Here is a 22973-nt window from a genome sequence, read left to right on the forward strand (position 1 = left end):
CCATGAGTCAGTTCCCCTCGTCGGCGAGGCGTCGTTGTCGTTTGCCGCGGGCCACCTCGGTGGCCATGGCGGCGAGGTGCGGCGTCCAGAACCGGCGAAACCGGCTCAACCAGGCGTCAGCTTCCAGCAGGGCGGTGTCGTCAACCGCATAGAGCCGCCGGGCACCAACGGGCCGCACGGTGGCAAACCCGTTGTCCCGCAACACTTTGAGGTGTTGAGAGACGGCAGGTTGCGAGATGCCGAACTCCCCCCGGATGACCTCGGTGACCTCACCGGAGGAGAGCTCGCCATCGACGAGCAGCTCCAGAATGCGCCGGCGAACCGGATCCCCCAGGACATCGAACGCGTGCACAGGGGCACGCTATCAAACACTGCTTATATAAGCCACTGCCTAATTACCCAGACCCGCTGCGCAGCTCCCCGTGCCGGGCAGAGTATTATTGCTTGCCTAAGCAACTTTCCTCGAGGAACGGATCCACCCGGTGAGCGATCTGAATCTGCTGGTAGTAGTCGCAAGCACCCGCCCAGGCCGCAACGGCCTGCCGGTGTCGCAGTGGTTCGTGGACGCCGCAAAGGCCCACGGCGGCTTCCAGGTGACGGTGGCAGACTTGGCCGAGGAGAACCTCCCGCTGCTGGACGAACCCCACCACCCGCGCCTGTCGAACTACCAGCACGACCACACCAAGCGCTGGGCCGAAAAGGTGGCCGCCGCAGACGCTTTCGTCTTCGTGATCCCCGAGTACAACTACAGCATCGGCGCCCCACTGAAGAACGCCATCGACTACTTGCACAACGAGTGGCGCTACAAGGCCGCAAGCGTGGTCAGCTACGGCGGCGTCTCGGCGGGAACCCGCTCAACGGTGGCAATGCTCCCCGCAACATACGCCTTGAGCATCTATATGATCCCCCAGGCGGTAAACATCCCGTTCGTCATGAACCAGATCGTGGACGGCAAATTCGACCCCTCAGAAACAACAGAGGCGGCCGCCACCACAATGCTGAACGAATTGCAAAAGGTAGCCCAAACCTTGAAGCCGCTGCGCGGCTGACCACCACCCGGTTTTGGCTTGGGTGATCTCCTTGCGGCGGCACAGACGCCCGGCCACAAGCTCAAGGCAGCCCCCGCCAGGCCAACAACAGCCCCGGTTTTGGCTTGGGTGATCTCCTTGCGGCGGCACAGACGCCAAATCGCAGTGGTGGGTGGCGCGCAAGCGGGGTGTGCTTGCGCGTCGCCCGCCGCTGTGATCGCCTAAAGTGCCGCCGCAAGGAGATCACCCAAGCCCCGCCCCGACCAAAGCCCAACCAAAAACAAACCCCGAAGACGCCCGCCAGAGTGATCTCCGCAGCGCGTGGCCGGGGTGTGGGGCAGAGCCCCACGGTCTTAAGACAAGCCCCACGGTCTTAAAGCAAAACCCTCGGCCTGTAACAAACCCTAAGCCCGCCCGGCATTAGAAACAATGGCGTCAACAATCTGCCCCCACAACTGAACCGGCAGATCATGCCCCATGCCAGGAATGACCAGCAAAGACGCCCCAGGAACGGCAGAAGCAGTAGCTTCCCCGCCGTCAAGCGGAATCAGCGGATCATCCGCCCCATGAATGACGACAACCGGCGCGGAAACCTCACGCAGCCCCGGCGTCCGATCAGGCGAGGCGACAATAGCCGCATACTGCCGCAGAGTCCCAGCAGGCCGATACCCGCGGTCATACTTGGCCCCCGCCCGCCGCTCAAGCTCAGCCTGAGGCGCCGGATACCCGGGCGACCCGACAACGCGAGCAGCCCCCACAGCTCCAGCAACAGCCTCAGCCCGATCAGCAGACGGCGGCCGCATCAAGACAGCAGCAGCTTCCGGCTTGGGCCGCCCAACCCCACGGGCCCCGGTAGTAGACATGATCGACGCGAGACTGACCACCAGCTCAGGATGATCGAGCAGAAGCTGCTGAGCGATCATCCCGCCCATCGAAGCCCCCACCACATGGGCCCGGGAGATCCCGAGCTCTTTGAGCAACCCCGCCGCATCCCCCGCAAGATCAGAGATGAGATAGCCCACGGAAGACCGATCCCCCGCCAGAATCCCCGGCACATCAGGAACGCCCAATTCATCAAACCCGGTGGACAACCCCGAATCCCGGTTGTCAAAGAGAACGACGTAGAACCCCCGCCCCGCCAACTGCTCGACAAACCCCGCCGGCCAGTCGATCAGCTGCGCCCCGAGCCCCATGACAAGCAGCAGAGCAGGATCCCCAGGATCGCCGACAGTCTCGTACCAGATGTCGACCCCGTTGGCGCGAACCTCAGCCACCGCAACTCCCTCCACCGGACCGCAACAGCCCCATCCTCGCGCACCACCCCGATTGACCGATAGTCAGATCATCTTTATATTGCGAACCATGGCGAAGCCCATGCGCGAACCCACGTTCTGGATCCTGACCGCCCTGGCCCGTTCCCCGCGGCACGGCTACGGGATCATCCAGGAGGTCACCGCCCTGTCCGAGGGCCAGGTAACGCTGCAGGCCGGAACGCTGTACGCAGCACTGGACCGCCTGCACGCCGAGGGCCTGCTGGAGGTCGACCGGGACGAGAAGGTGGACGGCCGAGACCGCCGCTACTACCGCCTGACCGACCACGGCGCCGCCGCCCTGAACACGGAGGCCGCCCGTCTGGCCGCAAACGCCCGCACCGCCGGCCGGCAGCTTGAGGGCCGCCGCCGAAACCCGGGCCCGGCGACCGCATGACCCGCCTGGCAAAGCAGTACCGCCTGCTGCTCAGGGCCTACCCGCCCGGCCACCGCCGGACGGAGCTGCTCGACACCCTCCTGGACGCCGCACCGGCAACCCGGAACCACCCCACGGCGAGAGAGACCGCGAACCTGCTGCGGCACGGCATGCGCGCCCGGCTGGGCCGCCCCGGCGGCCGAGCCGTCGTGGTGCTGGCCACCTTGATCGCCCTGACCGCCGGCTTCATCGGCGCGGCCGCCGCAACAAGAGCAGCCTGGGAGCTGGTCCCCGGCTACCCCACCGGCACAGCCTTGGCGGAGATCTCCGACACCGTCTTCCCCAGCCACCCCACCACAGCGGAGCCCAACGGCACCGGCCTGTTCTTCGACGTGGGCGAGCGAAATACCGCCGAAGTGCTGCTGCAGGGCCACGACGAGGACTTCGAGTTCGCCACGGTGACGATCGCCCCCGAGCCATATTTCCTGCCCGGCGACTTCCGCACCTGGACGGCCACGACCGAGGGCCGCTTGGTGAAGGCGGGCTGGCAGGTCGGCCCGGCCGAGGTGACCGGCGCGACGACGATCGCCACCGGCGAGGTGGACGACACCGGCCGCCGTTTCACCGCGACCCGCGACGGCCTGGCCCTGACGATCGAGCCCACGACGGACGTGGTGGACACCCCGCGGGGTTCGTTCTACGTGACCGCCACCCTGGACCGCCTGACCCCCGGCTACGTCACCGCGGCCGGCGCGCTGGGCCTGCTGACCGGCGCGTTGATCGGCTGGCTGCTGACCGGCTGGGCGAGCCGCCGCACCGAGTCCGGCCACACCCCCGCCCGCGCAACAGCCGCCGTGTCAGCGGTATTCGCCCTGGTCCTGCTACTGCCGCAGGCCCTGCTGGGCTTCCTGATCCTCGGCTACCAGATGCACTCCGACGGCCCACCCGGCAAACCCTTCTGGACCCTGTCGTTGACGTACGGCTTCGGCTGCGGCCAACTCGGCGCCGTCCTGATCGCCGTGGCCCTGATCGCGGCCGCCGCCGCCCGGCGCCCGGCCGAGGAGGTGTCTCAGATAGCCGCGAGCCGGTGGCGACGCTCGTGGGAGAGGTCGCCGTGATGCTCGGGACCGGGGTGGCTGGCCGGGTCGACGTGGACGGTGACGCTGGTCAGCCGGGCCACCTGATGGGTGAGTTGATGCTCGGCGTCGGCGGCGATCTCGTGCGCGGCGAGCAGGCTGAGGTCGGCGTCGACGACGACCGCGGCCTCGGCGTGCAGCCGATGCCCGATCCAGCGCAGTCGGAGCCCGGAGACCCCATGCACGCCGGGAACGGCCCGTAGCGCCTGCTCCGCCCGGTCGACAAGCGAAGGATCGACCCGGTCCATCAGGCGGCGGTAGACCTCGCGGGCCGCATCCTTGAGAACGAACGCGATCGCCACCGTGATCAGCAGCCCGGCGACCGGGTCGGCCCAGCGCCACCCGAGCCAGGCCCCGCCCGCGGCGAGCACGACGGCGAGCGAGGTGAACCCGTCGGTGCGGGCGTGCAGCCCATCGGCGACCAGCGCGGCCGAGCCGATCCGCCGCCCGACCGCGATCCGGTAGCGGGCGACGATCTCGTTGCCGAAAAACCCGATGACCCCGGCCACGAGGACCCACGGCAGGTGCGTCATCTCCCGCGGGTCGACCAGCCGGTCGACCGCGAACCAGGCGGCGGCGACCGACGACCCGGCGATGACCAGCACGATGATGACGCCGGCGAGGTCTTCGGCCCGGCCGAAACCGTAGGTGTACGCCCGGGTGGCGGCCCGCCGCCCGAGCCAGAACGCGATCCCGAGCGGCACGGCGGTCAGCGCGTCGGCCACGTTGTGCAGGGTGTCGCCGAGCAGCGCCACCGAGCCGGAGAACACCACGATCAGCGCCTGCAGGGCCGCGGTCAGACCGAGCCCGGCGAGCGAGATCCACAGCGCCCGCATGCCGTCGCGGGACGCTTCGAGCGCCGAATCGACCTTGTCCGCGCTGTCGTGCGAGTGCGGCCGGAGGCCGTGGTGGTGCCGATGCTCAGCCATGGCCCCACGATAGGCCCCGGACTAGGCATGCGACAACAGGGTAACTGCCAATGAGCTGCAGTAACGTCACCTTGGCGGTAGCACGTCGCCGGTCAGATAGCGCTGCACGGTCGGGCCGATCGCGGCCACCAGCTGCTCGGCGTCGATGGACGCGATCGGATCCAGGTGCAGGACGTGCCGGGTCACCGCCACCCCCACCACCTGGGACAGGACCAGGGCGGTCCGCAGCGGCGCCTCCGCCCGGTCGATGCCGAGCCCGGCGATCACCCGGCTGAGCAGCTGGGAGACGATGAACTCGCGCATCATCCGGGCGATCTCCACGTTGCTCATCGCCGACCGCAGCACGGCCACCGCGGAGGCGCCGGCCGGCGAGTCCCAGACGCCGACCATGGCCCGCACGAGCCGGACACCGACCTCGTCGCGAGGTGCGCCGAGGACCTGCTTCACCAGCGCGTCCAGGTCGATCGGGACGTTCATGCCGGCCAGGAACAGCTTGTCCTTGGTGCCGAAGTAGTGGTGCACCAGCGCCGGGTCGACCCCGGCGCCGGCCGCGATGCCGCGGATCGAGGCGCCGTCGTAGCCCTTCTCCGCGAAGGCTTCCCGGGCGGCGGCCAGGATCTGGTCGCGCGTGGACGTGTCGCCTGGTCGGCGCCCGGTGCGGCCGGCCATGTCAGATGACGTCGCGGCGGCGGAACCCGGCGAACGCGACGACGGTCAGCAGGACGGCGACCAGCCCGACCCCGGCGAGGCCGGCCCAGCCGGGGGCGGCGACCGTGACGTTCGGGACGTGCCACAGCGGGCTGATGCCGAGGATCCAGTCCCACAGCTTGAAGAGTGGCCCGAGCAGGGTCAGCGCGAAGGTGACCACGACCGCGAGCCACCCGGCCAGCCGCACCTGCGGCCGCGCGCCGACGGTCGCGAGCGACACCGCGACGATCGTCCACACCGCCGGGACGGTGGCGAGGGCCTGCCGGACGACGTCGCCGGCGGCGAGGCCCGGTTCGGCGGCCGCGGCGATCAGGCCGATCACCGTGCCCGCGATCAGCAGCGCGGCGGCCGGCGCCAGGAAGGCGATGATCGCGTTGCTGGCCAGGTATTTCGCCCGGCTCAGCGAACCGGCGAGGACCGGCTCGACCCGGTAGGCGACCTCCTCGGCGTAGATCCGCATGACGATCTGCACACCGAAGACCGACGCGATGATGCCGGCCAGCTGCAGGATCGTCACGATGAACGCGAAGATCAGCCCGGCCTCGGTGGTGGCGTTCGACTGGACCAGCGGGCTGTTCCCGAGGACGTCGCCGACGCTGGTGGCCAGGAAGCCGAACACGGTGCCGAGGCCGGCGAAGGCGATCAGCCAGGAGATCAGCGGGCCGCGGTTGATCCGCAGCGCCAGCCCCCACACCGAGGCGACCGCGCCGGCGCGGGCCGGGCCGGGCCGCGGGGCGATCATGCCGAGGCCGAAGTCGCGGCGCCCGTGCAGGATCAGCGCGACCCGGGCGAGCACGATCGCGAAGGCGACCGCGAGCAGCAGCGGCCAGGCGTTGTTGCCGCTGGCCGGGCGCACCTCCTCGAGCCAGCCGAACGGGGTCAGCCAGGTCGCCCACTCGCCGGTCTGACTGGCGTCGATGTAGCCGCGGACGATGTAGGCGATGCCGATGGTGGCGACCGCGATGCTGTTCGCGGTGCGGGCGTCCGAGCCGATCTGCGCGGCCACCGCGGCCACACCGGCGAACATGATGCCCGAGGCGGTGTACGTCGCGGACAGCGCGAGCGAATTCAGCAGGCCGCCGCCGCAGGCGATGGTGAGCAGCCAGGACACGATGCCGAGCCCGATCGACGCCTGCACCGCCATGATCAGCGCGACGGCGAGCCGGGTCTGCCGGCCCATCACCCCGGAGGCGAGCAGCTCGGCCTGGCCGGAGTCCTCGTCGGCGCGGCTGTTGCGGATCACGATGAAGGTGGTCATCAGGGCGGCGAAGAAGGTGCCGAGCGCACCGGCCCGCCAGGCGTTGAAGCCGTCCGCGGTGAGCAGGTCGCGGGGCACGCCGAAGATGAGGCTCAGGGCCGGGTTGGAGCCGAGGGTGGCGGCGAGTTCCTGCCGGTCGGCCAGGTCGGGGAAGACCCAGGCGTAGGCCAGGACCGAGGTCGCGGACAGGGCGCTGATCAGGACGATCCACGGGCCGATGTTGCGGACGTCCTGTTTGAGGGCGGCGCGCAGCAGCGGGGGCGCGCCGGTCAGGGTCTGGTTCATGCCGCATCCCCGTACTGCCGCAGGAAGAGCTCCTCGAGCGACGGCGGTGCCACGGTCAGCGAGGTGAGCGGGTGCCGGCTCAGCTCGGCCATCGCGGCGCTGAGCTGGTCGTGGTCGACGGCGCCGGTGAACCGGCCGTCGGCCAGCCGCGCGTCGTGGATGAAGCGCAGGTCGGCCAGGTCGGCGGGCGGCTCGGCGAAGACGGCGTGGATGGTGGTGCGGGTGCGGTGCCGCAGCTGGTCGAGGGTGCCGGTCTCGACGACCTGGCCGGCCCGGATGATGCTGATCCGGTCGGCGAGCGCCTCGGCCTCGCTCAGGATGTGGCTGGACAGCAGGACGCTGCGGCCGCGGGCCTTCTCCTTGGCGATCTCCTCCTGGAAGATCGCCTCCATCAGCGGGTCGAGCCCGGAGGTCGGCTCGTCGAGGATCAGCAGGTCCACGTCGGAGGCGAGCGCGGCGATCAGCGCGACCTTCTGCCGGTTGCCCTTCGAATACTGCCGGCCGCGCTTGGTCGGGTCGAGGTCGAACCGCTCGATCAGCTCTTTGCGCCGCGGCTCGTCGAGGCCGCCGCGCAGCTTGCCGAGCAGGTCGATCGCCTCGCCGCCGGTCATGCCCGGCCACAGGGTGACGTCGCCGGGCACGTAGGCGAGCCGCCGGTGCAGGCTCACCACGTCCTTCCACGGGTCGCCGCCGAGCACCCGCACCTGCCCGGCGTTGGCGCGCAGCAGCCCCAGGAGCACCCGGATGGTGGTGGACTTCCCGGCCCCGTTGGGCCCCAGGAACCCGTGCACCTCGCCCTGGGCGACGGTGAGATCCAGACCGTCCAGGGCCCGGAACGATCCGAACGACTTGACCAGACCTTCCACGTGAATGACCGACGAGCTCATGACGACGCCTTCCCGGGTGAGCACGATTTCAACGGTTGATGAGTTCACCTCGTACGGTAAATTCATCAGCCGTTGAAGTCAACGCTCAATGAAATGTGTCGGGAACCCAACCGAGCTTGGGGGCGACGGTCTCGGCCAGGTCGGTGAGCAGGCGGATGTTGGCGGCCAGGCCGAAGGCGGGCGGCAGGAAGAGCACCACCTCGTCGGCCGCCGTCAGGCCGGGGTCGGCCAGGACCGCGTCGGCCACCGCGGCCGGTTCGCCGTGGTGGACCGGGCTCATCAGCATCCCGGTCGGCAGGTCGGCGGAGAGGGTCGGTTCGAGCGCGCCGCGCGGGCGGGACGCAGCCGGGCCGTTCGTCCGGCGGTCCAGGTCGTACTCCGCGTAGGCCCGCCGCAGCACCGGGGTGGTGCCGGGCAGGATCGACGCGGCGACCGCGACCGGCGGGGGCGTCGTGTCGTGGGCGGCGATCCAGGCGTCGCGGTAGGCGGCGATCAGGTTCGCCTGGTGGGCCGGGAAGGACACGCCCGCGGGTACGTCGTGCAGGATCGTGCCGGTGATCAGGCGCAGGCCCTGGCCGGCGGCGGTCACCGCGGAGGCGATGCTGCCGGAGCCGTACCAGATCCGGTCGCGCAGGCCGGGGCTGTGCGGGGTCACCTTCAGCTCGGTGCCGGGCGGCGGGCCGCCGATGCCCCTACGTTCGGTGACGGTGTGCAGGGTCTCCCCCGCCACCCCGGCCAGGAAGCGGGCCAGCCGGCGCTGCCCCTCGGTGCGGGCGTCGGTGGCGACCGGCCCGAAGACGTCGTCCCAGGCGTCGGTCCCGCTGGAGAAGGCGAGGTGCAGCCGGCCGCCGATCAGCAGGTCGGCGGTGCCGGCCGCCTCGGCGAGCAGCACCGGATCCTGGTAGCGGGCCGGGATGACCGCGCTGCCGAGAGTGATCCGGCTGGTGTGCTGGCCGGCCGCGGCGAAGAATGGCAGCGGGGACGACAGGTAGTTGTCGAAGTGCCGCTGGTAGGCCCAGCCGGACTGGTAGCCGAGCTGTTCGGCCGCGCGGAACAGCTCGATGCCCTCGCGCAGGCCGCGGGCCGCCTCCCCGGTCGGGAAGGACACCCGGGTGTTGAAGCCGAGTCGGTTCATGATTGCCCTCCGGTGTGCCGGTTCCAGGCGGCGACCAGGTCCGCGTACGGGCCCGGGACGCCGGCGAGTGTGTGGTGCGGGCCGGCCTGCACGATCCGGCCGCCGGCGAAGACCAGCACCCGGCCGGCGGTCTCCGCGGTGATCATCCGGTGCGCGATCGAGACGGTGGTGCGGCCGCGGGTGAGGCTGGCCAGGGCGTGCTGCACGGCGACGTCGGTGGCCGGGTCGATGCCGGAGGTCGCCTCGTCGAAGACGACCAGGTCGGGGTCGGCGAGCGAGGTCCGGGCGAGGGCGACGAGCTGCCGTTCGCCGACCGAGAGCCGCTCGCCGCGCAGCCCGACCGCGGTGGCCAGGCCGTCGGGCAGGGTGGCGAACCATTCCCGCAGCCCGAGCGCGGCGAGGATGGCGAGCAGGTCGGCGTCGGTGGCCCCGGGCCGGCCGAGCCGGATGTTGGCGGCGAGCGTGCCGTCGAACAGGAACGGGTCCTGCGGGACGATCACCACCCGCCCGGCCAGGGAGGTGTCGTCGAGCTCGTCGAGGGCGACGCCGCCGAGCGCGATCGTGCCGGTCGCCGGTTCGATCCGCCGCGTGAGCAGCTTCGCGAAGGTGGACTTGCCGGAGCCGGTACGGCCGACGACGGCGAGATGCTCGCCGGGTTCGATCCGGACGGTCACCTCGTGCAGGACGAGCGGCCCGTCGCCGTAGCGGGCCGAGACGCCCCGGACGTCGACGCCGACCGGCCCGGCCGGCAGCGGCGCGCCGTCGTGCACGACCGCGCTGGGGGTGGTGACCAGCTCGAGGGCCCGCCGCCAGCCGGTGAGCGCGTTCTGCGCCTCGCCCAGGCTCTGCACCAGGAACTGCAGCGGGCGGACGAAGAACGTCACCAGGAAGACCATCGCGACCACCTGCCCGGCGGTGAGCCGGGGCTGGGCCGGGTCGCCGGTGAGGGCCCACCAGACGCCGCCGAGCAGCACCGACACGGTCATCGTGGAGATGGCCAGCTCGCCGAACGAGGTGTTGGCGTGCAGCGGCGGCAGGGTCCGCAGCAGGCTGTCCCGGGCCCGGTCGACGGCCTCGTCGAGCTTCCCCCGGGCGCGCTCGCCGGTGCCGGTGGAGCGGATCACCGGCGCGCCGAGCACCGACTCGGACACCGCGGTCTGCAGCCGGGCCAGGTCGCGCCGGGCCCGGTCGTAGCGGCGGGCGATCAGCCGCTGCATGAGCATCATGACCACCAGCAGCAGCCCGGCGATCACCACCACCGGCAGCGCGAGCTGCCAGCTGAACACACTCATGATCACCAGGGCGATGAGCAGCTGGGCGGCGTTGGTGACGAACTGGATGCCGCCGCCCTGCAGGAACGTGGTGACCTGGTCGACGTCGCTGGTCAGCCGGGACACCAGGTCGGCGCTGGGCACCCGGTCGGCGGTGTGCGCGGCCATGTCGTGCACCCGGCGCAGGCCGGCCCGGCGCACCCCGGCGAGGGCGTGCTCGATGCGCTCCTGCAGCCGCCGGTTGAGCACCATCGACGACGCGCCGGCCACCACGACCGCCGCGGCGCCGAACGCCACCGACCGCACCACGGTGGGCGGTGCGAGGCCGGCGTCGATCGCGTGCTGGATGGTGAGCGGCGCGATGATCCGGCCCGCGCCGGCCAGCAGTGCCAGGCCGGCGGTGACGGCCAGGCCCTGCCGCAGCGACGGAGAGACCCGCACGGCGGTGCGGATCAGCGTGCGCGGCCCGGCCGCGCTGAGGTCGGCGAGCAGTTCAGGATGCGCGGGAGCGGTCATCGCCGGCCTCCTCGGGGTGCTGGTAGGCGGTCACGATCCGGCGGTACTCGGCGACCGCGGCCAGCTCGGCCGGGGTGCCGGTGGCGGCGATCCGGCCGGCCCGGACGAGGACCACCTGGTCGGCGAGGGCGACGGCGCCCGGCCGGTTGGTGGTGACCAGCACGGTCGGGCCGCCGTCGGCGACCAGCCGGGCCAGGCCGTCGAGCACCTGCCGTTCGACCCGCGGGTCGAGGGCGGAGGTGGCGTCGTCGAGGACCAGCAGCCGGGGTTCGCGCAGCACCGCGCGGGCGATGCAGAGCCGCTGGCGCTGGCCGCCGGAGAGGGTGGCGCCGCGCTCCCCGACGATCGTGTCGAGGCCGCCGGGCAGGCCGCGGACCACGTCGTCGGCCGCCGCGACGTGCAGCGCCCGCCACAGTTCCCGGTCGGTGTAGCGGCGTTTCTGCCGGGGGTGCCCGGCCAGGGTCAGGTTGTCGCGCACCGACTCGGCGAACAGGAACGGGCTCTGCGACACCACCGCGACGTTCTCCGGCACCGCGCCGCGGGCCAGGTCGCGCACGTCCTCGCCGTCGAACAGCACGGTGCCGTCGGTCGGGTGGCTCTGCCCGGCGGCCAGGTCGAGCAGGGTGGTCTTGCCCGCGCCGACGGCGCCGACCACGACGGTGATGGTGCCGGGGTCGAGCACCAGGCCGGCGGCGTCGAGGATGCGCCGGTCCTGCCGGGTGACGCCGGCGTCGCGGACCTCGACCCGCAGCGGGCGCACCGCGCGCAGCCGCCGCTCGCCGAAGCGCACCACGTCCGGGTGGTCGAGCACGGCGTGCACCCGTTCCCGGCCGGCTCCGGACATCGGCAGCATGGACAGGAAGCGGCTGATCACGTTGAGCGGGATGGACACGGTGATCAGCAGGTAGACGACGCCGACCAGGTCACCGACGCTGAGTTCGCCGCTGCCCACCCGGGGTGCGCCGACCGCCAGTACGACCAGCACGGCCACGGTCGGCAGCAGTTCCAGCAGCGGGTCGAAGACCGAGCTGACCGTGGCCATCCGCATGTCGGCCGTGCGCAGCCGCTCGACGGCCGGCGCGAACCGGGCGTCCTCGGCGTCGGTGAGGCCGAGGCTGCGCACCACCCGGCCACCCTCGATCGACTCGTGCGCGACGCCGCCGAGGGTGCCGCGGGCGGCCTGGGCGGCCCGGGCCCGCGGTGCCAGCAGCCGCTGGTAGCGGACGTTGAGCGCGAGGACGCCGGCCACCAGGGCCAGGCCGACCAGGCCGAGGACGAGGTCGCGGCGGAACAGCTCGATCAGGGCGAGGACGAGCATGAAGACCATGCCGACCGCGAAGTACGCGAACTGCATGGGTGACCAGAGTGCGTCCACGTCGGACACCGCGTGGGCGAGCAGCTGGCCGGGCGATCGGCGCCGGTGCCAGCCCAGGTCGAGCTCCAGGTAGCGGCGCACCACCGCGCGGCGGGTCTCGGCCTGGGCACGGTACTGGACCCGGCCGGTGGCGATCCCGCGGATGAAGATGGTGGTCCACCGGATCGCCGAGATGCCCAGGACCAGCGCCGCGCTGATCCACCAGGCACTCGCCGGGACCGGCGAACCGGAGAGGGCCGGGACCACGAGGTGGTCGGTGGACCAGCCGATCGCGGCCGCCCCGACCACCATCGTCGCGCCGTTGATCAGGCCGGTGACCGTGGCGACCAGGGCCGGGCCGGGGTGGGCGCGGGCGCCCGCGAACTGTGCCGCCATGGCCGAGCGGCGGTGGGTCTCAGGCCGCATCGACCACGCGCCGGCCAGGGATGGCGTCGATCAGCTCGCGGGTGTGGGCGCTCTTCGGGTTGGTGAAGACCTCGGCGACCGGGCCCTGCTCGACGACCCTGCCGTGGCTCATCACCGACACGGTGTGCGCGATCTCGGCGACCACCGACAGGTCGTGCGAGACGAACAGGTAGGACAGGCCGAGGGCGGCCTGCAGGTCGGCGAGCAGTTGCAGGATCTGCTCCTGGACCAGGACGTCGAGGGCGGACACCGGCTCGTCCAGCATGATCAGGTCGGGGCGCAGGGCGAGGGCGCGGGCGATCGCGACCCGCTGCCGCTGCCCGCCGGAGAGCTCGCTGGGCAGCCGGTCGAGGTAGGAGTGGGGCAGCGCGACCTGGTCGAGCAGCTCGCGGGCGCGCTGCAGGCGGCTCCTGCGGTCGCCGATCCGGAACGAGACGAGCGGCTCGGTGACCGACTGGGCGACGGTGAACTTCGGGTCGAGGGTGGCGAACGGGTCCTGGTGCACGAGCTGGGCCTTGCGGCGCAGCGGGCGCAACCTGTTCCAGGACAGGCCGCTGATCTCGTCGCCGTCGAGCACGACCGAGCCGCCGGTCGCGGTCTCCAGGCCGAGCGCGATCCGCAGGGTGGTGGTCTTGCCGCAGCCGGATTCGCCGACCAGCGCGTGCGTCTGCCCGCGCGGGACGGTGACGCTGACCTTGTCGAGCGCGTTGAAACCGCGGGCGCCGCGCCGCAGATCGTTCACCGGGAACGTCTTGCTGACGTCGGTGAGCTGCAGGATCGGCTCGGGGGCGACCTGGTCGCGGACGTCGAAATGCGGAACCACCGGCCGGGCGGCCGCGATCAATTGCCGGGTGTAGTGCTCCCGCGGGGTGCGCAGGATGGTGGCCGGGTCGCCCTCCTCGACCTTGCGGCCGTGCTGCATGACCACCACCCGGTCGGCCCGGTCGGCGGCGACCGCCAGGTCGTGCGTGATGATCAGCAGCGAGATGCCCTGCTCGTGGACGAGACCGCCGAGGTGGTCGAGGATCCGCTTCTGGACGGTGACGTCGAGGGCGCTGGTCGGTTCGTCCGCGATGATCAGCTTCGGCCGGCCGGCCAGCGCGATCGCGATCAGGGCCCGCTGGCGCAGGCCGCCGGAGAGCTCGTGCGGGTATTGCCGGGCGCGCAGCTCGGGATCGGGCACGCCGGCCTGGGCGAGATGTTCGAGGACCTCGGCCTGCACCGCCGCGCCGGCCAGGCCGCGCAGCTTGACCGCCTCGGCGATCTGGTGACCGACCCGCTGGGTCGGGTTGAGACCGACCATCGGGTCCTGCGGGATGAGCCCGACCACCGAACCCCGAAGACGCCGGAGCGTACGCTCGCTCGCCCCGGCGGTCTGGATGCCGTCCACCACGGCCGAGCCGGCGGTGATCCGGCCGTTGGCCGGCAGCAGGCCGATCAGCGCGTTGGCGGTGGTGGTCTTGCCCGAGCCGGACTCGCCGACGATCGCGACCACCTCGCCCGCCGCCACGGTCAGGTCGAGCCCGAGCACGGCGGGTGTCACCCGGCGGTGCCGGACGTACCCGACGTCGAGGCCCTTGATGTCGACGAGCGTCATCGGGTCAGCTCCTGCAGGGTCTTGGAGATGTGGTTGAGGCCGAGCACGAGCAGCGCCACGAACACGCCCGGCAGCAGGCTGAGCCACCACGCGGTAACCAGGTAGTTGCGGCCGTCGGCGATCAGGGTTCCCCACTCGGCGGCCGGCGGTGCGGCCCCGAAGCCGAGGAAGCTCAGCGACGCGATCGCGATGATCGCCACGCCGGCGTCGAGGACGGCGAGGACGGCGACCGGGCCCCACGAGTTGGGCAGGATGTGCCGCAGCAGCACCCGGCCCCAGGAGGCGCCGCCGGCCCGGGCCGCCTCCACGTAGGGCAGCGTCTTGACCCGTAACACCTCGGCCCGGGTGGTGCGGGCGAAGCCGGGGATGATGGCGACGCCGACGGCCACCGCGACCGGGATGGTGCCGTAGCCGAGGGCGGTGACGATCGACAGGGCCAGCAGCAGGCCGGGGATGGCGAGCAGCACGTCGATGATCCGCATCAGGACCGCGTCGATCAGGCCGCCGAAGAAGCCGGCCAGGATGCCGAGGCCGAGGCCGACGACCAGGGCGATGCCGACCGCGATCAGGGTCGCCTTGATGGTCAGCGGCGAGCCGTAGAGCACCCGGGTCCACAGGTCCCGGCCGTAGATGTCGGTGCCGAACAGGTGCTGCGCGCTCGGTGCCTGGGCGGCCGACTCGGGATAGGTGTCGTACGGGCCGAACGACGTGAACAGTTTCGGGCGGAACGCCGACACGATCACGAACAGCACGTACAGGGTGGCCAGCAGGAACACCGGCTTGCGGGCCAGCTGGACGAGGTTGGCGACCAGGTTGGCGCGGCGGCCGCCGGCCTCCTCGGCCGGGCGCGGGGCGTCCTCGGTGACGACGTCGGCGATCGTGACGGTCATGTGGTCACCACTTCCGGGGTGGCGGGGCGGACACGGCCGCGGGTGTGCGAGATCCGCGGGTCGAGCAGCGGGTAGAGCAGGTCGACGACCAGGTTGACCAGCACGAACATGGTGGCCGCGATGGTCACCACGGCCAGCACCACCGGCACGTCCTGGGCCAGCACCGCCTCCTGGGCGAGCTTGCCGACGCCCTCCCGGGTGAAGACCGTCTCGACCACGATCGAGCTGGTCACGGTGAGTCCGACCAGGACGCCGAGGATGGTCATGGCGGGCAGCGCCGCGTTGCGGAACGCGTGCTTGAGGTGTACCGCCGAACGGGACAGGCCTTTGGCCCGGGCGGTGACGATGTACGGCTGGCGCAGCGTCTCGTCGAAGCTCTTGATCAGCACCTGGGCGAGCACCGACGAGGTGAGCACGCTGATCGTGACGACCGGCATCACCAGCGACTGGATCCCTTCGGTGCCCAGCGCCGGGAACCAGCCGAGCTGGAACGAGAAGAACTGGATCAGGAAGAGGGCCACGAAGAACTGCGGGAACGAGGCGCCCAGGGCGGGCAGCCGGGTGAGGAACACCCGCAGCGGGTTCCAGCGGGCGAACGTGGCCAGGTAGGCCAGCAGCGACCCGGCCACCAGCGACACCGTCGCGGCGGCCGCGCTGAGCAGCAGGGTCTGGCCGATCCGCTGCCCGATCAGGTCACTCACCGGTATCTGCTGGCTCAGCGAGGTACCGAAGTCGCCGTGCAGCACGCCGGTCAGGTGGTGCCAGTACTGCGCCCAGATGGACTGGTCGAGACCGAAGCGCTGCTTCATCGCGGCGAGCTGATCCGGGGCCAGGCTGTCCTCCTGGATGCCGGCCGCGGCGAGCTGCAGCTCCATCGGGTCGCTCGGCAGCAGGTAGAGGATGGCGAAGGTCAGCGTGAACGCCGCCCAGAGGACGACGACCGCCTGGATGATGCGACCCACGATGTACCGGGTCATGAGGGGCCCTCCCGATAGGGGTGTGCCCCGCCCGGACCCGGGCGGGGCACACCGTCGATCAGTCCTTCCAGACGTCGTTGAGCTTGAGGAAGCTCTCCGACGTGAAGGCGAATCCGTGCACCTTGTCGCTGACGCCGGCCTTCTGCACCCGCTCGTTCAGCGGGAACGTGATGCCCTGGTCGATCAGGTAGTCCTGAAGCTCGCCGTACGCCTGCTCGGTCTGCTTTTCGTCGGTGGTCTCGATCGCCTTGGCGAACAGGGCCTGGATCTGGGCGGTCTGCTCGGGGGCGGCCGCCTGGGTGGCGAGTGCCTTGGAGTTGGCGACGGCCGGGTTGATGATGAACTGCAGCGCACCGGGGTCGGCGCGGGTGAAGTAGGTCGAGGTCAGGTCGTAGCTGCCCTCTTTCAGGTAGGTCGCGATCTGCGCGGTGGTGAGGGTGCGCAGCTTCAGGTTGATGCCGACCTTCTTCAGCTGCGCCTGGAGCAGCTCGGCCCCGGAGTTGAAGGTGGTCAGCGGGTAGTCGATGGCCAGCTGGACACCGTTCTTGGCCCGGTAGCCGTCGGCCCCGAGGACCCAGCCGCCCGCTTCCAGCTCCTTGCCGGCGCCGTCCGGGTCGTAGGCGAGCTTGGCCGCCTCCGACTTGAAGTACGGCGTGGTCGAGTTGAACGGCCCCTGCACGATCGGATAGTTCGCCCCGAACAGCGTGGTGGCGTACGTCTTGACGTCGATCGCCTTGGAGAACGCCTTGCGCAGCACCGGATCCGCGAGGGGGTGCCCGGCCGACGTGTTGCCGAAGAGCGTCAGCGAGACGCCGGGCAGCGACCGGGCCTCCACCGTGTCCCCCGACTTGCTGATCAGCTGCTCGTCCTGCGGGCTGAACGGGTTACGCGGCCAGGCGATGTCGGTGGCGCCGCTGATCAGGTTGCCGGTGCGGACGCTGTCCTCGGCCACGTAGTTGAAGATCACCTTTTCGAGGCGGGCCTCACCGGTGTTTGTCGAGGTGGACGAGCCCCACGCGTAGCCGGCCCGCTTGGTGAGGACCGTCTCCACCTTGGCCGTGTAGTGGTCGAGGACGAACTGGCCGGAGCCGACCACGCCCTTGCCGGTGCACCGGTCGGCCGGGGTCTCGGCGAACTCGGCCGGGTCGGTGATGGCCAGGTTGGTGGTGGAGGTGGCCTGCAGGAACGACGAGTTCGGCTTGCTCAGGTGGAACACCACGGTGGCCGGGTCGGTCACCGTCGCACCGGTCAGGCCCTGGATGTACGAGGAGCCGTACGCGGCGCCGTTGGTGGCCTTGACCGTGGCGATCCAGCCGGTGGCGTTGTCGGCTACCGCTTGGGCGTCGAGTTTCTTGCCGTTGGCGAAGGTGACGCCGTCGCGCAGGTGGAACGTGTAGGTCAGGCCGTCCGGGCTGATCTCCCACTTGGTGGCCAGCCACGGCACGATCTTGCCGGTCTTCGGGTCCTGGTCGGTGAGCGAGTCGGCGTAGTTACGGATGATCGTCCGGCTCTCGATCCAGTAGACCTGGAACGGGTCGATGCAGGAGAAGGTCGGGTTGTCCGGCCAGAACGAGACCTTGAGGGTCCCGCCCGCCTTGGGGCTGCCGTTGCCGCCGGAACTGGCGGCGTTGCCACCGCAGGCGGCAAGGGCCAGCACCGCCGCGGCGGCAATGATCGGTCTCAGATATCGCATATCTCTTCCCTATTTTTGAAGAATCCGGCGGCCACCGGCGATCAGCACGGCGTCCTCCTGGGGCGGGTGCACCCGGATGCAGAGGGCGTCGCGCAGGTGCCGTTCGAGCGGGTTGTGCCGGGAGAGGCCCGGGTTGCCGAGCGCCGCCACGGCGGTCTGGGTCGCGGCGATCACCGAGCGGGCGATCGCGACCTTGAGGTTGGACAGTTCGGCGGCGATCGGGTCACCGGCCTCCAGGCGCAGCAGTGCGCCGTGCAGCAGGGTTTCGGCCTGCACGACTTGCAGGTCGATCTCGCCGGCCACCGCCTGGATCCGCTCGGTCCCGGCGATCGGTTTCCCGAGTGCCGAGGGAACCCGGTTGCGGGCGAACTCGGCGAAGGCGGTGCGGGCGGCCCGCGCGACACCGATGTAGAGCGCCGGGTGGCCGAAGCTGCCGGGGCCGGCCGCGGCGGCCGGGTCCCGGTAGATGCCGTCCGGGCCGCGCGGGATCTCGACGAACGCGTCGGCCGGCAGCCGGACGCCGTCGTAGATGACGTCGTGCGTGTTGGAAGCGCGCAGGCCCAGGTGGTCCCAGGTGTCGACCCAGGTGATGCCGGGCAGGTCGCCCGGCACGATCAGGTGCCCGACGCGCGGGCGGTCCGGGTCGCCGTCCGGTTCGTCGGCGACCGCCCACACCACGTGATAAGCGAGACCGGTACCGCCGGTGGCGTACGCCTTGCGGCCGTTGAGCACCCAGCCGTCGCCGGTGCGGGTGGCGGTGGTCTTGGGCAGGCCGCCGCGGGCGGGCGCGCCCAGTTCCGGCTCGGCCCGGACCGCGTTGACCAGGGCCGGCCCGCTCTGCGACCGCAGCAGCAGGTCGTCGTAGTAGGCGGCCGGCCAGTGCGGCCGGGCGGCCTGACCGGCGTGCGAGATCAGCAGGTTGGAGGCGAGCAGGCCGACCGACGCGTCGCCCTCGCCGATCGCGGTGAGGATCCGGGCGGTGTCGCGCGGCCCGAGGCCCGGCCCGCCGAACTGCCTGCCGACGGTCGCGGTGAGCAGGCCGGCCCGGTGCGCGGCCTCGACACCCTTCCAGGGCAGGTCGCCGGTGCGGTCGTAGTCGGCCGCGGTGGCCGCGATCTCGGCGGTGACCTCGGCGAGGGCTTCGACCGACAGGTCCGGGGTGGGCAGCGTGGCGGTCACGATCGGACCGCGGTGGCGAACTCGCCGTACTCTGGGGCGTAGTTGCCCAGGTGCTCGGCCTGAAGCCGGCCACGCTGGCCGGTGGTCTTGCGGTGCGCCAGCTCCTGGCGGACCAGCGGCAGCACGTAGCGGCCGTAGTCGACCGCGTCGGCGAGGGTGTCGTAGCCGCGGATCGAGACCAGCGACGCGCCCTGGTCGATGTAGTCGAGGATGGCGGCGGCGACCGTCTCGGGCGAGCCGACCAGGGCGGTCGACGCGCCGGCGGCGTTGGTGACCGCGGCGGTCCGGGTCCACAGGGCCCGGTCGTACAGGTCGGAGCGGTTGGCGAAGTCGAGGGCACGCTGGGAGCCGACGTTCTGCGGCTTCCCGGTGTACCGCGAGAAGTTGGCCTCGACGAGCTTCACGTACTCGTGCGCCTTGCGCCAGGCCAGCTCGTCGGTCTGGGCGATGATCGGGCGGAACGTCACCCAGATCCGCGGCAGCGTGGTGCGGCCGGCGTCGCGAGCCAGCTGGTGCACCCGGTCGATCTCGCTGCGCAGGTCGGCGAGGGGCTCGCCCCAGAAGCTGAAGATGTCGGCCTTGGCGCCGCCGACCGCGAACGCCTCGTCGGACTGCCCGCCGATCGAGATCGGGATGGAGCCGGCGTACGGTGCGAAGCCCGGCCCGAACTCGTCGAACTTGTAGAACTCGCCGTCGTGGCTGAACGGCGCCGGCTCGGTCCACGAGCGGCGCAGCAGGTCGACGTACTCGGAGGTGCGGGCGTAGCGCTTCGCCTTGGGCAGGTAGTCGCCCTGCCGGGCCTGCTCGGCGTCGTTGCCGCCGGAGATGATGTGGACCACCGCCCGGCCCTCGGTGAGCTGGTCGAGGGTGGCCAGCTTCTGCGCGCCGACGGTCGGGAACGTGGTGTTCGGGCGGAGCGCGACGATCGGCTTGATCCGCTCGGTGAGCTGCCCGACCGCACTGGCCGTGACGAACGAGTCGGCGGTGCCGGACCCGTACGGCAGCAGGGTGTAGTCGTAGCCGCCCTCCTCGAGGGAGCGCACGTAGCGGCGGAAGTACGTGAGGTCGATGCCGCGTGACGGGATCGGCTCGAGCTCGGTCGACGGGTTGAGGTGCGAGAGGCTGATGAACTCCGCCTCCGGCGACGCGGTCGGCGGGATGCTGGTGTCGAAGGTGGTCACGCTGCCGGCTCCTTAGCTGTCGCGGCCTGCCGATGGGCGAGCTCCTGGCGGACCAGAGGCAGGATGAAACGGCCGTAGTCGATGAGGTCGTTGAGGTTGTCGTAGCCGCGGATCGAGATCAGGTCGGCGCCGAGGTCGACGTAGTCGAGGAGCGCGGCGGCCACCGTCTCCGGCGTGCCGACCAGCGCGGTCGAGGCACCGGCCGCGCCGGTCGCCGACGCGGTCGGGGTCCACAGCGCCCGGTCGTGCACGTCCTTGCGGGCGGCGATCTCGAGGAGCCGCTGCGAGCCGACGTTCTGCGGCGACGGGCCGCCGAGGTTGTTGCGCCACCACGCGGCGGCCGGGCCCTCCTTGAGGACGGCGAGGATGCGGTGCGCCTTCTCCCAGGCGAGTTCCTCGGTGGCGGCGATGATCGGCCGGAAGGTCACCCAGATCCGCGGGCGATCCACCCGGCCGGCCTTGGCGGCCTCGGCGTGGACGGCGTCGATCTGCTTGCGGGTGTCGGCGAGCGGCTCGCCCCAGAGCCCGAAGATGTCCCCGCGCGAGCCGCCGACCTGGTACGCCTCGGCCGACGAGCCGCCCACCGAGACCGGGATCGTGCCGTTGGTGGGGCGTACGACGCTGCGGAAGTTCTCGAATTTGTAGAACTCGCCCTCGTGGTCGAACGGCTCGGTGTTCGCCCAGACCTTCCGGACGATGTCGATGTATTCGGCGGTGCGGGCGTAGCGGCGGTCCTTGGGCAGGTAGTCGCCCTCGCGGGCCTACTCGGCGTCGTTGCCGCCGGAGATGAAGTGCACCACCGCCCGGCCCGCCCCGAACTGGTCGAGGGTGGCCAGGGCCTTGGCGGCGACGGTCGGGTAGATGGTGTTCGGGCGCAGCGCGACGATCGGGGCGACCCGCTCGCTGCGGGCCACGATCTGGTTGGCGATGGCGAACTGGTCCTGGAAGGACGACGCGTACGCACAGAGCGTGTAGTCGAACCCGGCATCCTCGAGGGCGTTCACATAGCGCTTGAAGAACGGCAGGTCGATATCCGTACGCCCGAGGCGGTTGAGCTCGTTGCCGGGGTTGACGTTGACCGCGCTGATGAACTCGACGGTCATCGGGGATCACCCAGCGCTTCGGTGACCGCGATCGGGGTCAGCGCCGAGCTGCCCCGCAGCCGCTCCAGGAACAGCACGACGGTGGCGGCGACGGTGCGGTGCGTCTGGTCGTTGAGGACGTCGTGCCGGCCGCCGGCGATGGTGACGAGCTCGGCCCGGGGTGTCGCCGCGTACCAGGCGCGGGCCTCGGCCACCGGGCTGATGTCGTCGTCGCGGCCGTGCAGGCCGAGCACCGGCAGGTCGACGCCGGCCGGCACCGCCGGGTCGAACCACGCGGCCGGCAGGTCGGTGAACAGCTCGGCCGGGCGGACCCCGGCCGCGCTGATCCGGCCGCGGTGGGTGCTGCAGAACGTGCGGGCGTCCAACTCGTCGTCCCAGTCCCGGGCCGGCGCGGCGGCGGCCGCCACCGGCAGACCGGCCAGGACGAGGGCGGCGACCCCGGTCAGCTTGCCCTGGGCGGCGAGATGAGCGGCGTACGCGGCCCCGGCGTCCGACCCGACCACGATGCGCGGGGTGCCGACGTCGGCCGTCTCGATGATCTCCGCCAGCTGCTCGTGGGCCCGCTCCGGCGAATCGCTGGGGGCGGTGCCGAGCACGTGCACCCGGTAGGCGTCGGCCGCGAGCCGGCGGCCGAAGCGCTCGTAGATCGGGGCGGACTCGCCCCGGCCGGGCAGCACGACCAGGGTTCCGCGCAGCGGCACCGGATCGGGTTCGGTCCAGGTGATGACCGCGTCCTCGCGAGCGGGTGTCATGAGGTGCCTTTCGGTGGCGGGCGTCAATCCCTACAACGCCTACCAACCTAATAGGTCTTTGGAAAAGCTGTCCAACGATGATCCGCGATCGGCCCGATCGCGAATGCTTATCGATCCAGCGCCGCCCGCAGCCCGGCCGCCACGGCCTCGGTCACCTGCGGGTCGGCACCGGAACGAGCACGCATGCTGATCGGCGCCGGCGACACCGGCGGCAACTCCGGCAATTCGGCGAGACCGTCCGGAACCGACGGTGCGGTCGCCATCAGGGCCACCCCGAGCCCCGCCCGGACCGCGTCGAGCACCCCGGCGACGTAGCCCGAGTCGCAGACCACGTACGGGTCGAGATCGCTGGAGGACAGCGCGGCCAGGGCCCGGCGGCGCAGCACGCACGGCTCCTCGATGGCCACCACCGGCAGTCCGCGCCCGGCCGGCGGCTGCCAGCCGGCCGCCGCATACCAGGTCAGCGGCAGCGAACCGACCGGAACACCCTCCGCCGACGACGCCTCGGCCATGTGCGCGGCGAGGTCGAGCGCACCCCGGTCGATCGCCGCGTCGAGCCGGCGGGTGCGGTCGATCCGGAACCGGACCTGATGGCCGGGCAGCGCCGCGGTGACCGCGGGCAGGATCAGGTGGGCGGCGTGCTCGGTGGTGCCGACCGTGACCGTCGGCCGCTCGGTCCCGACCAACCGGCGCAGCGCGTTGTCGTGCACGGCGAGGATCTGCCGGGCCTCGCCGAGCAGGGCCTGGCCGTCCGGGGTGAACACCGCGGTCCGGCCCTGCCGCTCGACGATCGGCCGGCCGATCACCTTCTCCAACCGGCGAACGTGCTGGCTGACCGCCGACTGGCTGACCCCGAGCACCGCCGCCGCCCGGTGGAATCCACCGCAGTCGGCCACCGCAACCAGGCTGCGGAGCGCGAAGATGTCCAGGACGTGACCCATGCGCCGGACGCTAGCAACAGATTGATAAGAAGTTGTGTTCG

Annotated in this window: 20 protein-coding genes and 1 pseudogene; 3 read left to right on the plus strand and 18 right to left on the minus strand. The window is 71.4% G+C overall.

The features are described 5' to 3' along the window. Positions 1-7 precede the first annotated feature (7 nt). Positions 8-352 (minus strand): ArsR/SmtB family transcription factor, encoded by a 345-nt coding sequence (locus tag Adu01nite_RS30380; protein ID WP_203731807.1) that lies wholly within the window; start codon positions 350-352, stop codon positions 8-10. Positions 353-482: 130 nt separating this feature from the next. On the opposite strand from Adu01nite_RS30380, the gene Adu01nite_RS30385 reads away from it, so the two are divergent. Beyond that, the gene (locus Adu01nite_RS30385; RefSeq protein ID WP_203731809.1) at positions 483-1049 is read left to right on the plus strand and encodes an NADPH-dependent FMN reductase; all 567 of its coding nucleotides are present in this window, start codon (positions 483-485) and stop codon (positions 1047-1049) included. Between the two features lie 383 nt (positions 1050-1432). On the opposite strand, the gene Adu01nite_RS30390 is transcribed toward Adu01nite_RS30385, so the two are convergent. Continuing rightward, positions 1433-2302, minus strand: coding sequence for an alpha/beta fold hydrolase (locus tag Adu01nite_RS30390; protein ID WP_203731811.1), 870 nt, complete (start codon positions 2300-2302; stop codon positions 1433-1435). A 100-nt stretch (positions 2303-2402) separates the two neighbouring features. Here Adu01nite_RS30390 and Adu01nite_RS30395 point away from each other — a divergent pair, with 100 nt between their 5' ends. Then, positions 2403-2735: a PadR family transcriptional regulator gene (locus tag Adu01nite_RS30395; protein ID WP_203732152.1), complete on the plus strand. Its 333-nt coding sequence runs from the start codon at positions 2403-2405 to the stop codon at positions 2733-2735. Beyond that, entirely contained in the window at positions 2732-3832 is a 1101-nt protein-coding gene (locus Adu01nite_RS30400) for a hypothetical protein (RefSeq protein WP_203731813.1), read from the plus strand. The genes Adu01nite_RS30395 and Adu01nite_RS30400 overlap by 4 nt, the downstream gene beginning before the upstream one ends. On the opposite strand, the gene Adu01nite_RS30405 is transcribed toward Adu01nite_RS30400, so the two are convergent. The 16 genes and pseudogenes from Adu01nite_RS30405 to Adu01nite_RS30485 form a co-directional block, all read right to left on the minus strand. Further along, entirely contained in the window at positions 3784-4779 is a 996-nt protein-coding gene (locus Adu01nite_RS30405; protein ID WP_203731815.1) for a cation diffusion facilitator family transporter, read from the minus strand. The genes Adu01nite_RS30400 and Adu01nite_RS30405 overlap by 49 nt on opposite strands. 66 nt (positions 4780-4845) lie before the next feature. Continuing rightward, positions 4846-5448 carry a TetR/AcrR family transcriptional regulator gene (locus tag Adu01nite_RS30410; protein WP_203731817.1) on the minus strand — a complete coding sequence of 201 codons (603 nt, stop codon included), beginning with the start codon at positions 5446-5448 and terminating at the stop codon, positions 4846-4848. A 1-nt stretch (position 5449) separates the two neighbouring features. Further along, on the minus strand, positions 5450-7030 hold the full coding sequence (locus Adu01nite_RS30415; RefSeq protein WP_203731819.1) for an ABC transporter permease: 1581 nt from the start codon (positions 7028-7030) through the stop codon (positions 5450-5452). Beyond that, on the minus strand, positions 7027-7917 hold the full coding sequence (locus Adu01nite_RS30420) for an ABC transporter ATP-binding protein (RefSeq protein WP_203732154.1): 891 nt from the start codon (positions 7915-7917) through the stop codon (positions 7027-7029). Before Adu01nite_RS30420 ends, Adu01nite_RS30415 begins: the two co-directional genes overlap by 4 nt. An 85-nt stretch (positions 7918-8002) precedes the next feature. Further along, complete coding sequence (locus tag Adu01nite_RS30425; protein WP_203731821.1) at positions 8003-9052, minus strand: LLM class flavin-dependent oxidoreductase; 1050 nt, start codon at positions 9050-9052, stop codon at positions 8003-8005. Further along, positions 9049-10839, minus strand: a complete 1791-nt coding sequence (locus tag Adu01nite_RS30430; protein WP_203731823.1) for an ABC transporter ATP-binding protein — start codon at positions 10837-10839, stop codon at positions 9049-9051. Before Adu01nite_RS30430 ends, Adu01nite_RS30425 begins: the two co-directional genes overlap by 4 nt. Continuing rightward, a complete protein-coding gene (locus Adu01nite_RS30435; protein WP_203731825.1) occupies positions 10817-12589 on the minus strand; it encodes an ABC transporter ATP-binding protein in 1773 nt (590 codons plus the stop codon). Before Adu01nite_RS30435 ends, Adu01nite_RS30430 begins: the two co-directional genes overlap by 23 nt. Before the next feature lie 19 nt (positions 12590-12608). Beyond that, a complete protein-coding gene (locus Adu01nite_RS30440) occupies positions 12609-14216 on the minus strand; it encodes a dipeptide ABC transporter ATP-binding protein (protein WP_203731827.1) in 1608 nt (535 codons plus the stop codon). Further along, positions 14213-15106: an ABC transporter permease gene (locus tag Adu01nite_RS30445; RefSeq protein WP_203731828.1), complete on the minus strand. Its 894-nt coding sequence runs from the start codon at positions 15104-15106 to the stop codon at positions 14213-14215. The genes Adu01nite_RS30440 and Adu01nite_RS30445 overlap by 4 nt, the downstream gene beginning before the upstream one ends. Then, positions 15103-16083 carry an ABC transporter permease gene (locus tag Adu01nite_RS30450; protein ID WP_203731830.1) on the minus strand — a complete coding sequence of 327 codons (981 nt, stop codon included), beginning with the start codon at positions 16081-16083 and terminating at the stop codon, positions 15103-15105. The genes Adu01nite_RS30445 and Adu01nite_RS30450 overlap by 4 nt, the downstream gene beginning before the upstream one ends. A gap of 58 nt (positions 16084-16141) precedes the next feature. Then, a complete protein-coding gene (locus tag Adu01nite_RS30455; protein WP_203731832.1) occupies positions 16142-17776 on the minus strand; it encodes an ABC transporter substrate-binding protein in 1635 nt (544 codons plus the stop codon). Between the two features lie 9 nt (positions 17777-17785). Further along, positions 17786-18955 (minus strand): acyl-CoA dehydrogenase family protein, encoded by a 1170-nt coding sequence (locus tag Adu01nite_RS30460; RefSeq protein WP_239132805.1) that lies wholly within the window; start codon positions 18953-18955, stop codon positions 17786-17788. Further along, a complete protein-coding gene (locus tag Adu01nite_RS30465; protein WP_203731835.1) occupies positions 18952-20136 on the minus strand; it encodes an LLM class flavin-dependent oxidoreductase in 1185 nt (394 codons plus the stop codon). Before Adu01nite_RS30465 ends, Adu01nite_RS30460 begins: the two co-directional genes overlap by 4 nt. Continuing rightward, a pseudogene (locus tag Adu01nite_RS30470) lies at positions 20133-21239 on the minus strand (LLM class flavin-dependent oxidoreductase). Before Adu01nite_RS30470 ends, Adu01nite_RS30465 begins: the two are co-directional and overlap by 4 nt. Continuing rightward, positions 21236-21991, minus strand: coding sequence for an alpha/beta hydrolase (locus Adu01nite_RS30480; protein WP_203731838.1), 756 nt, complete (start codon positions 21989-21991; stop codon positions 21236-21238). The pseudogene Adu01nite_RS30470 and the gene Adu01nite_RS30480 overlap by 4 nt, the downstream one beginning before the upstream one ends. 107 nt (positions 21992-22098) lie before the next feature. Then, positions 22099-22932 carry a LysR family transcriptional regulator gene (locus Adu01nite_RS30485; RefSeq protein WP_203731840.1) on the minus strand — a complete coding sequence of 278 codons (834 nt, stop codon included), beginning with the start codon at positions 22930-22932 and terminating at the stop codon, positions 22099-22101. Positions 22933-22973 lie beyond the last annotated feature (41 nt).

Origin of the sequence: Paractinoplanes durhamensis, from assembly GCF_016862175.1 — a bacterium.
In the GTDB taxonomy this organism is placed as follows: Bacteria; Actinomycetota; Actinomycetes; order Mycobacteriales; family Micromonosporaceae; genus Actinoplanes; species Actinoplanes durhamensis.

Bases quoted from the DNA above. Each gene is read 5' to 3' on its own strand.
- Adu01nite_RS30405 (WP_203731815.1), bottom strand. From the start codon at position 4,779: ATGGCTGAGCATCGGCACCACCACGGCCTCCGGCCGCACTCGCACGAC.
- Adu01nite_RS30430 (WP_203731823.1), bottom strand. From the start codon at position 10,839: ATGACCGCTCCCGCGCATCCTGAACTGCTCGCCGACCTCAGCGCGGCC.
- Adu01nite_RS30410 (WP_203731817.1), bottom strand. From the start codon at position 5,448: ATGGCCGGCCGCACCGGGCGCCGACCAGGCGACACGTCCACGCGCGAC.
- Adu01nite_RS30455 (WP_203731832.1), bottom strand. From the start codon at position 17,776: ATGCGATATCTGAGACCGATCATTGCCGCCGCGGCGGTGCTGGCCCTT.
- Adu01nite_RS30440 (WP_203731827.1), bottom strand. From the start codon at position 14,216: ATGACGCTCGTCGACATCAAGGGCCTCGACGTCGGGTACGTCCGGCAC.
- Adu01nite_RS30450 (WP_203731830.1), bottom strand. From the start codon at position 16,083: ATGACCCGGTACATCGTGGGTCGCATCATCCAGGCGGTCGTCGTCCTC.
- Adu01nite_RS30435 (WP_203731825.1), bottom strand. From the start codon at position 12,589: ATGGCGGCACAGTTCGCGGGCGCCCGCGCCCACCCCGGCCCGGCCCTG.
- Adu01nite_RS30420 (WP_203732154.1), bottom strand. From the start codon at position 7,917: ATGAGCTCGTCGGTCATTCACGTGGAAGGTCTGGTCAAGTCGTTCGGA.
- Adu01nite_RS30415 (WP_203731819.1), bottom strand. From the start codon at position 7,030: ATGAACCAGACCCTGACCGGCGCGCCCCCGCTGCTGCGCGCCGCCCTC.
- Adu01nite_RS30480 (WP_203731838.1), bottom strand. From the start codon at position 21,991: ATGACACCCGCTCGCGAGGACGCGGTCATCACCTGGACCGAACCCGAT.
- Adu01nite_RS30445 (WP_203731828.1), bottom strand. From the start codon at position 15,106: ATGACCGTCACGATCGCCGACGTCGTCACCGAGGACGCCCCGCGCCCG.
- Adu01nite_RS30400 (WP_203731813.1), top strand. From the start codon at position 2,732: ATGACCCGCCTGGCAAAGCAGTACCGCCTGCTGCTCAGGGCCTACCCG.
- Adu01nite_RS30425 (WP_203731821.1), bottom strand. From the start codon at position 9,052: ATGAACCGACTCGGCTTCAACACCCGGGTGTCCTTCCCGACCGGGGAG.
- Adu01nite_RS30485 (WP_203731840.1), bottom strand. From the start codon at position 22,932: ATGGGTCACGTCCTGGACATCTTCGCGCTCCGCAGCCTGGTTGCGGTG.
- Adu01nite_RS30395 (WP_203732152.1), top strand. From the start codon at position 2,403: ATGCGCGAACCCACGTTCTGGATCCTGACCGCCCTGGCCCGTTCCCCG.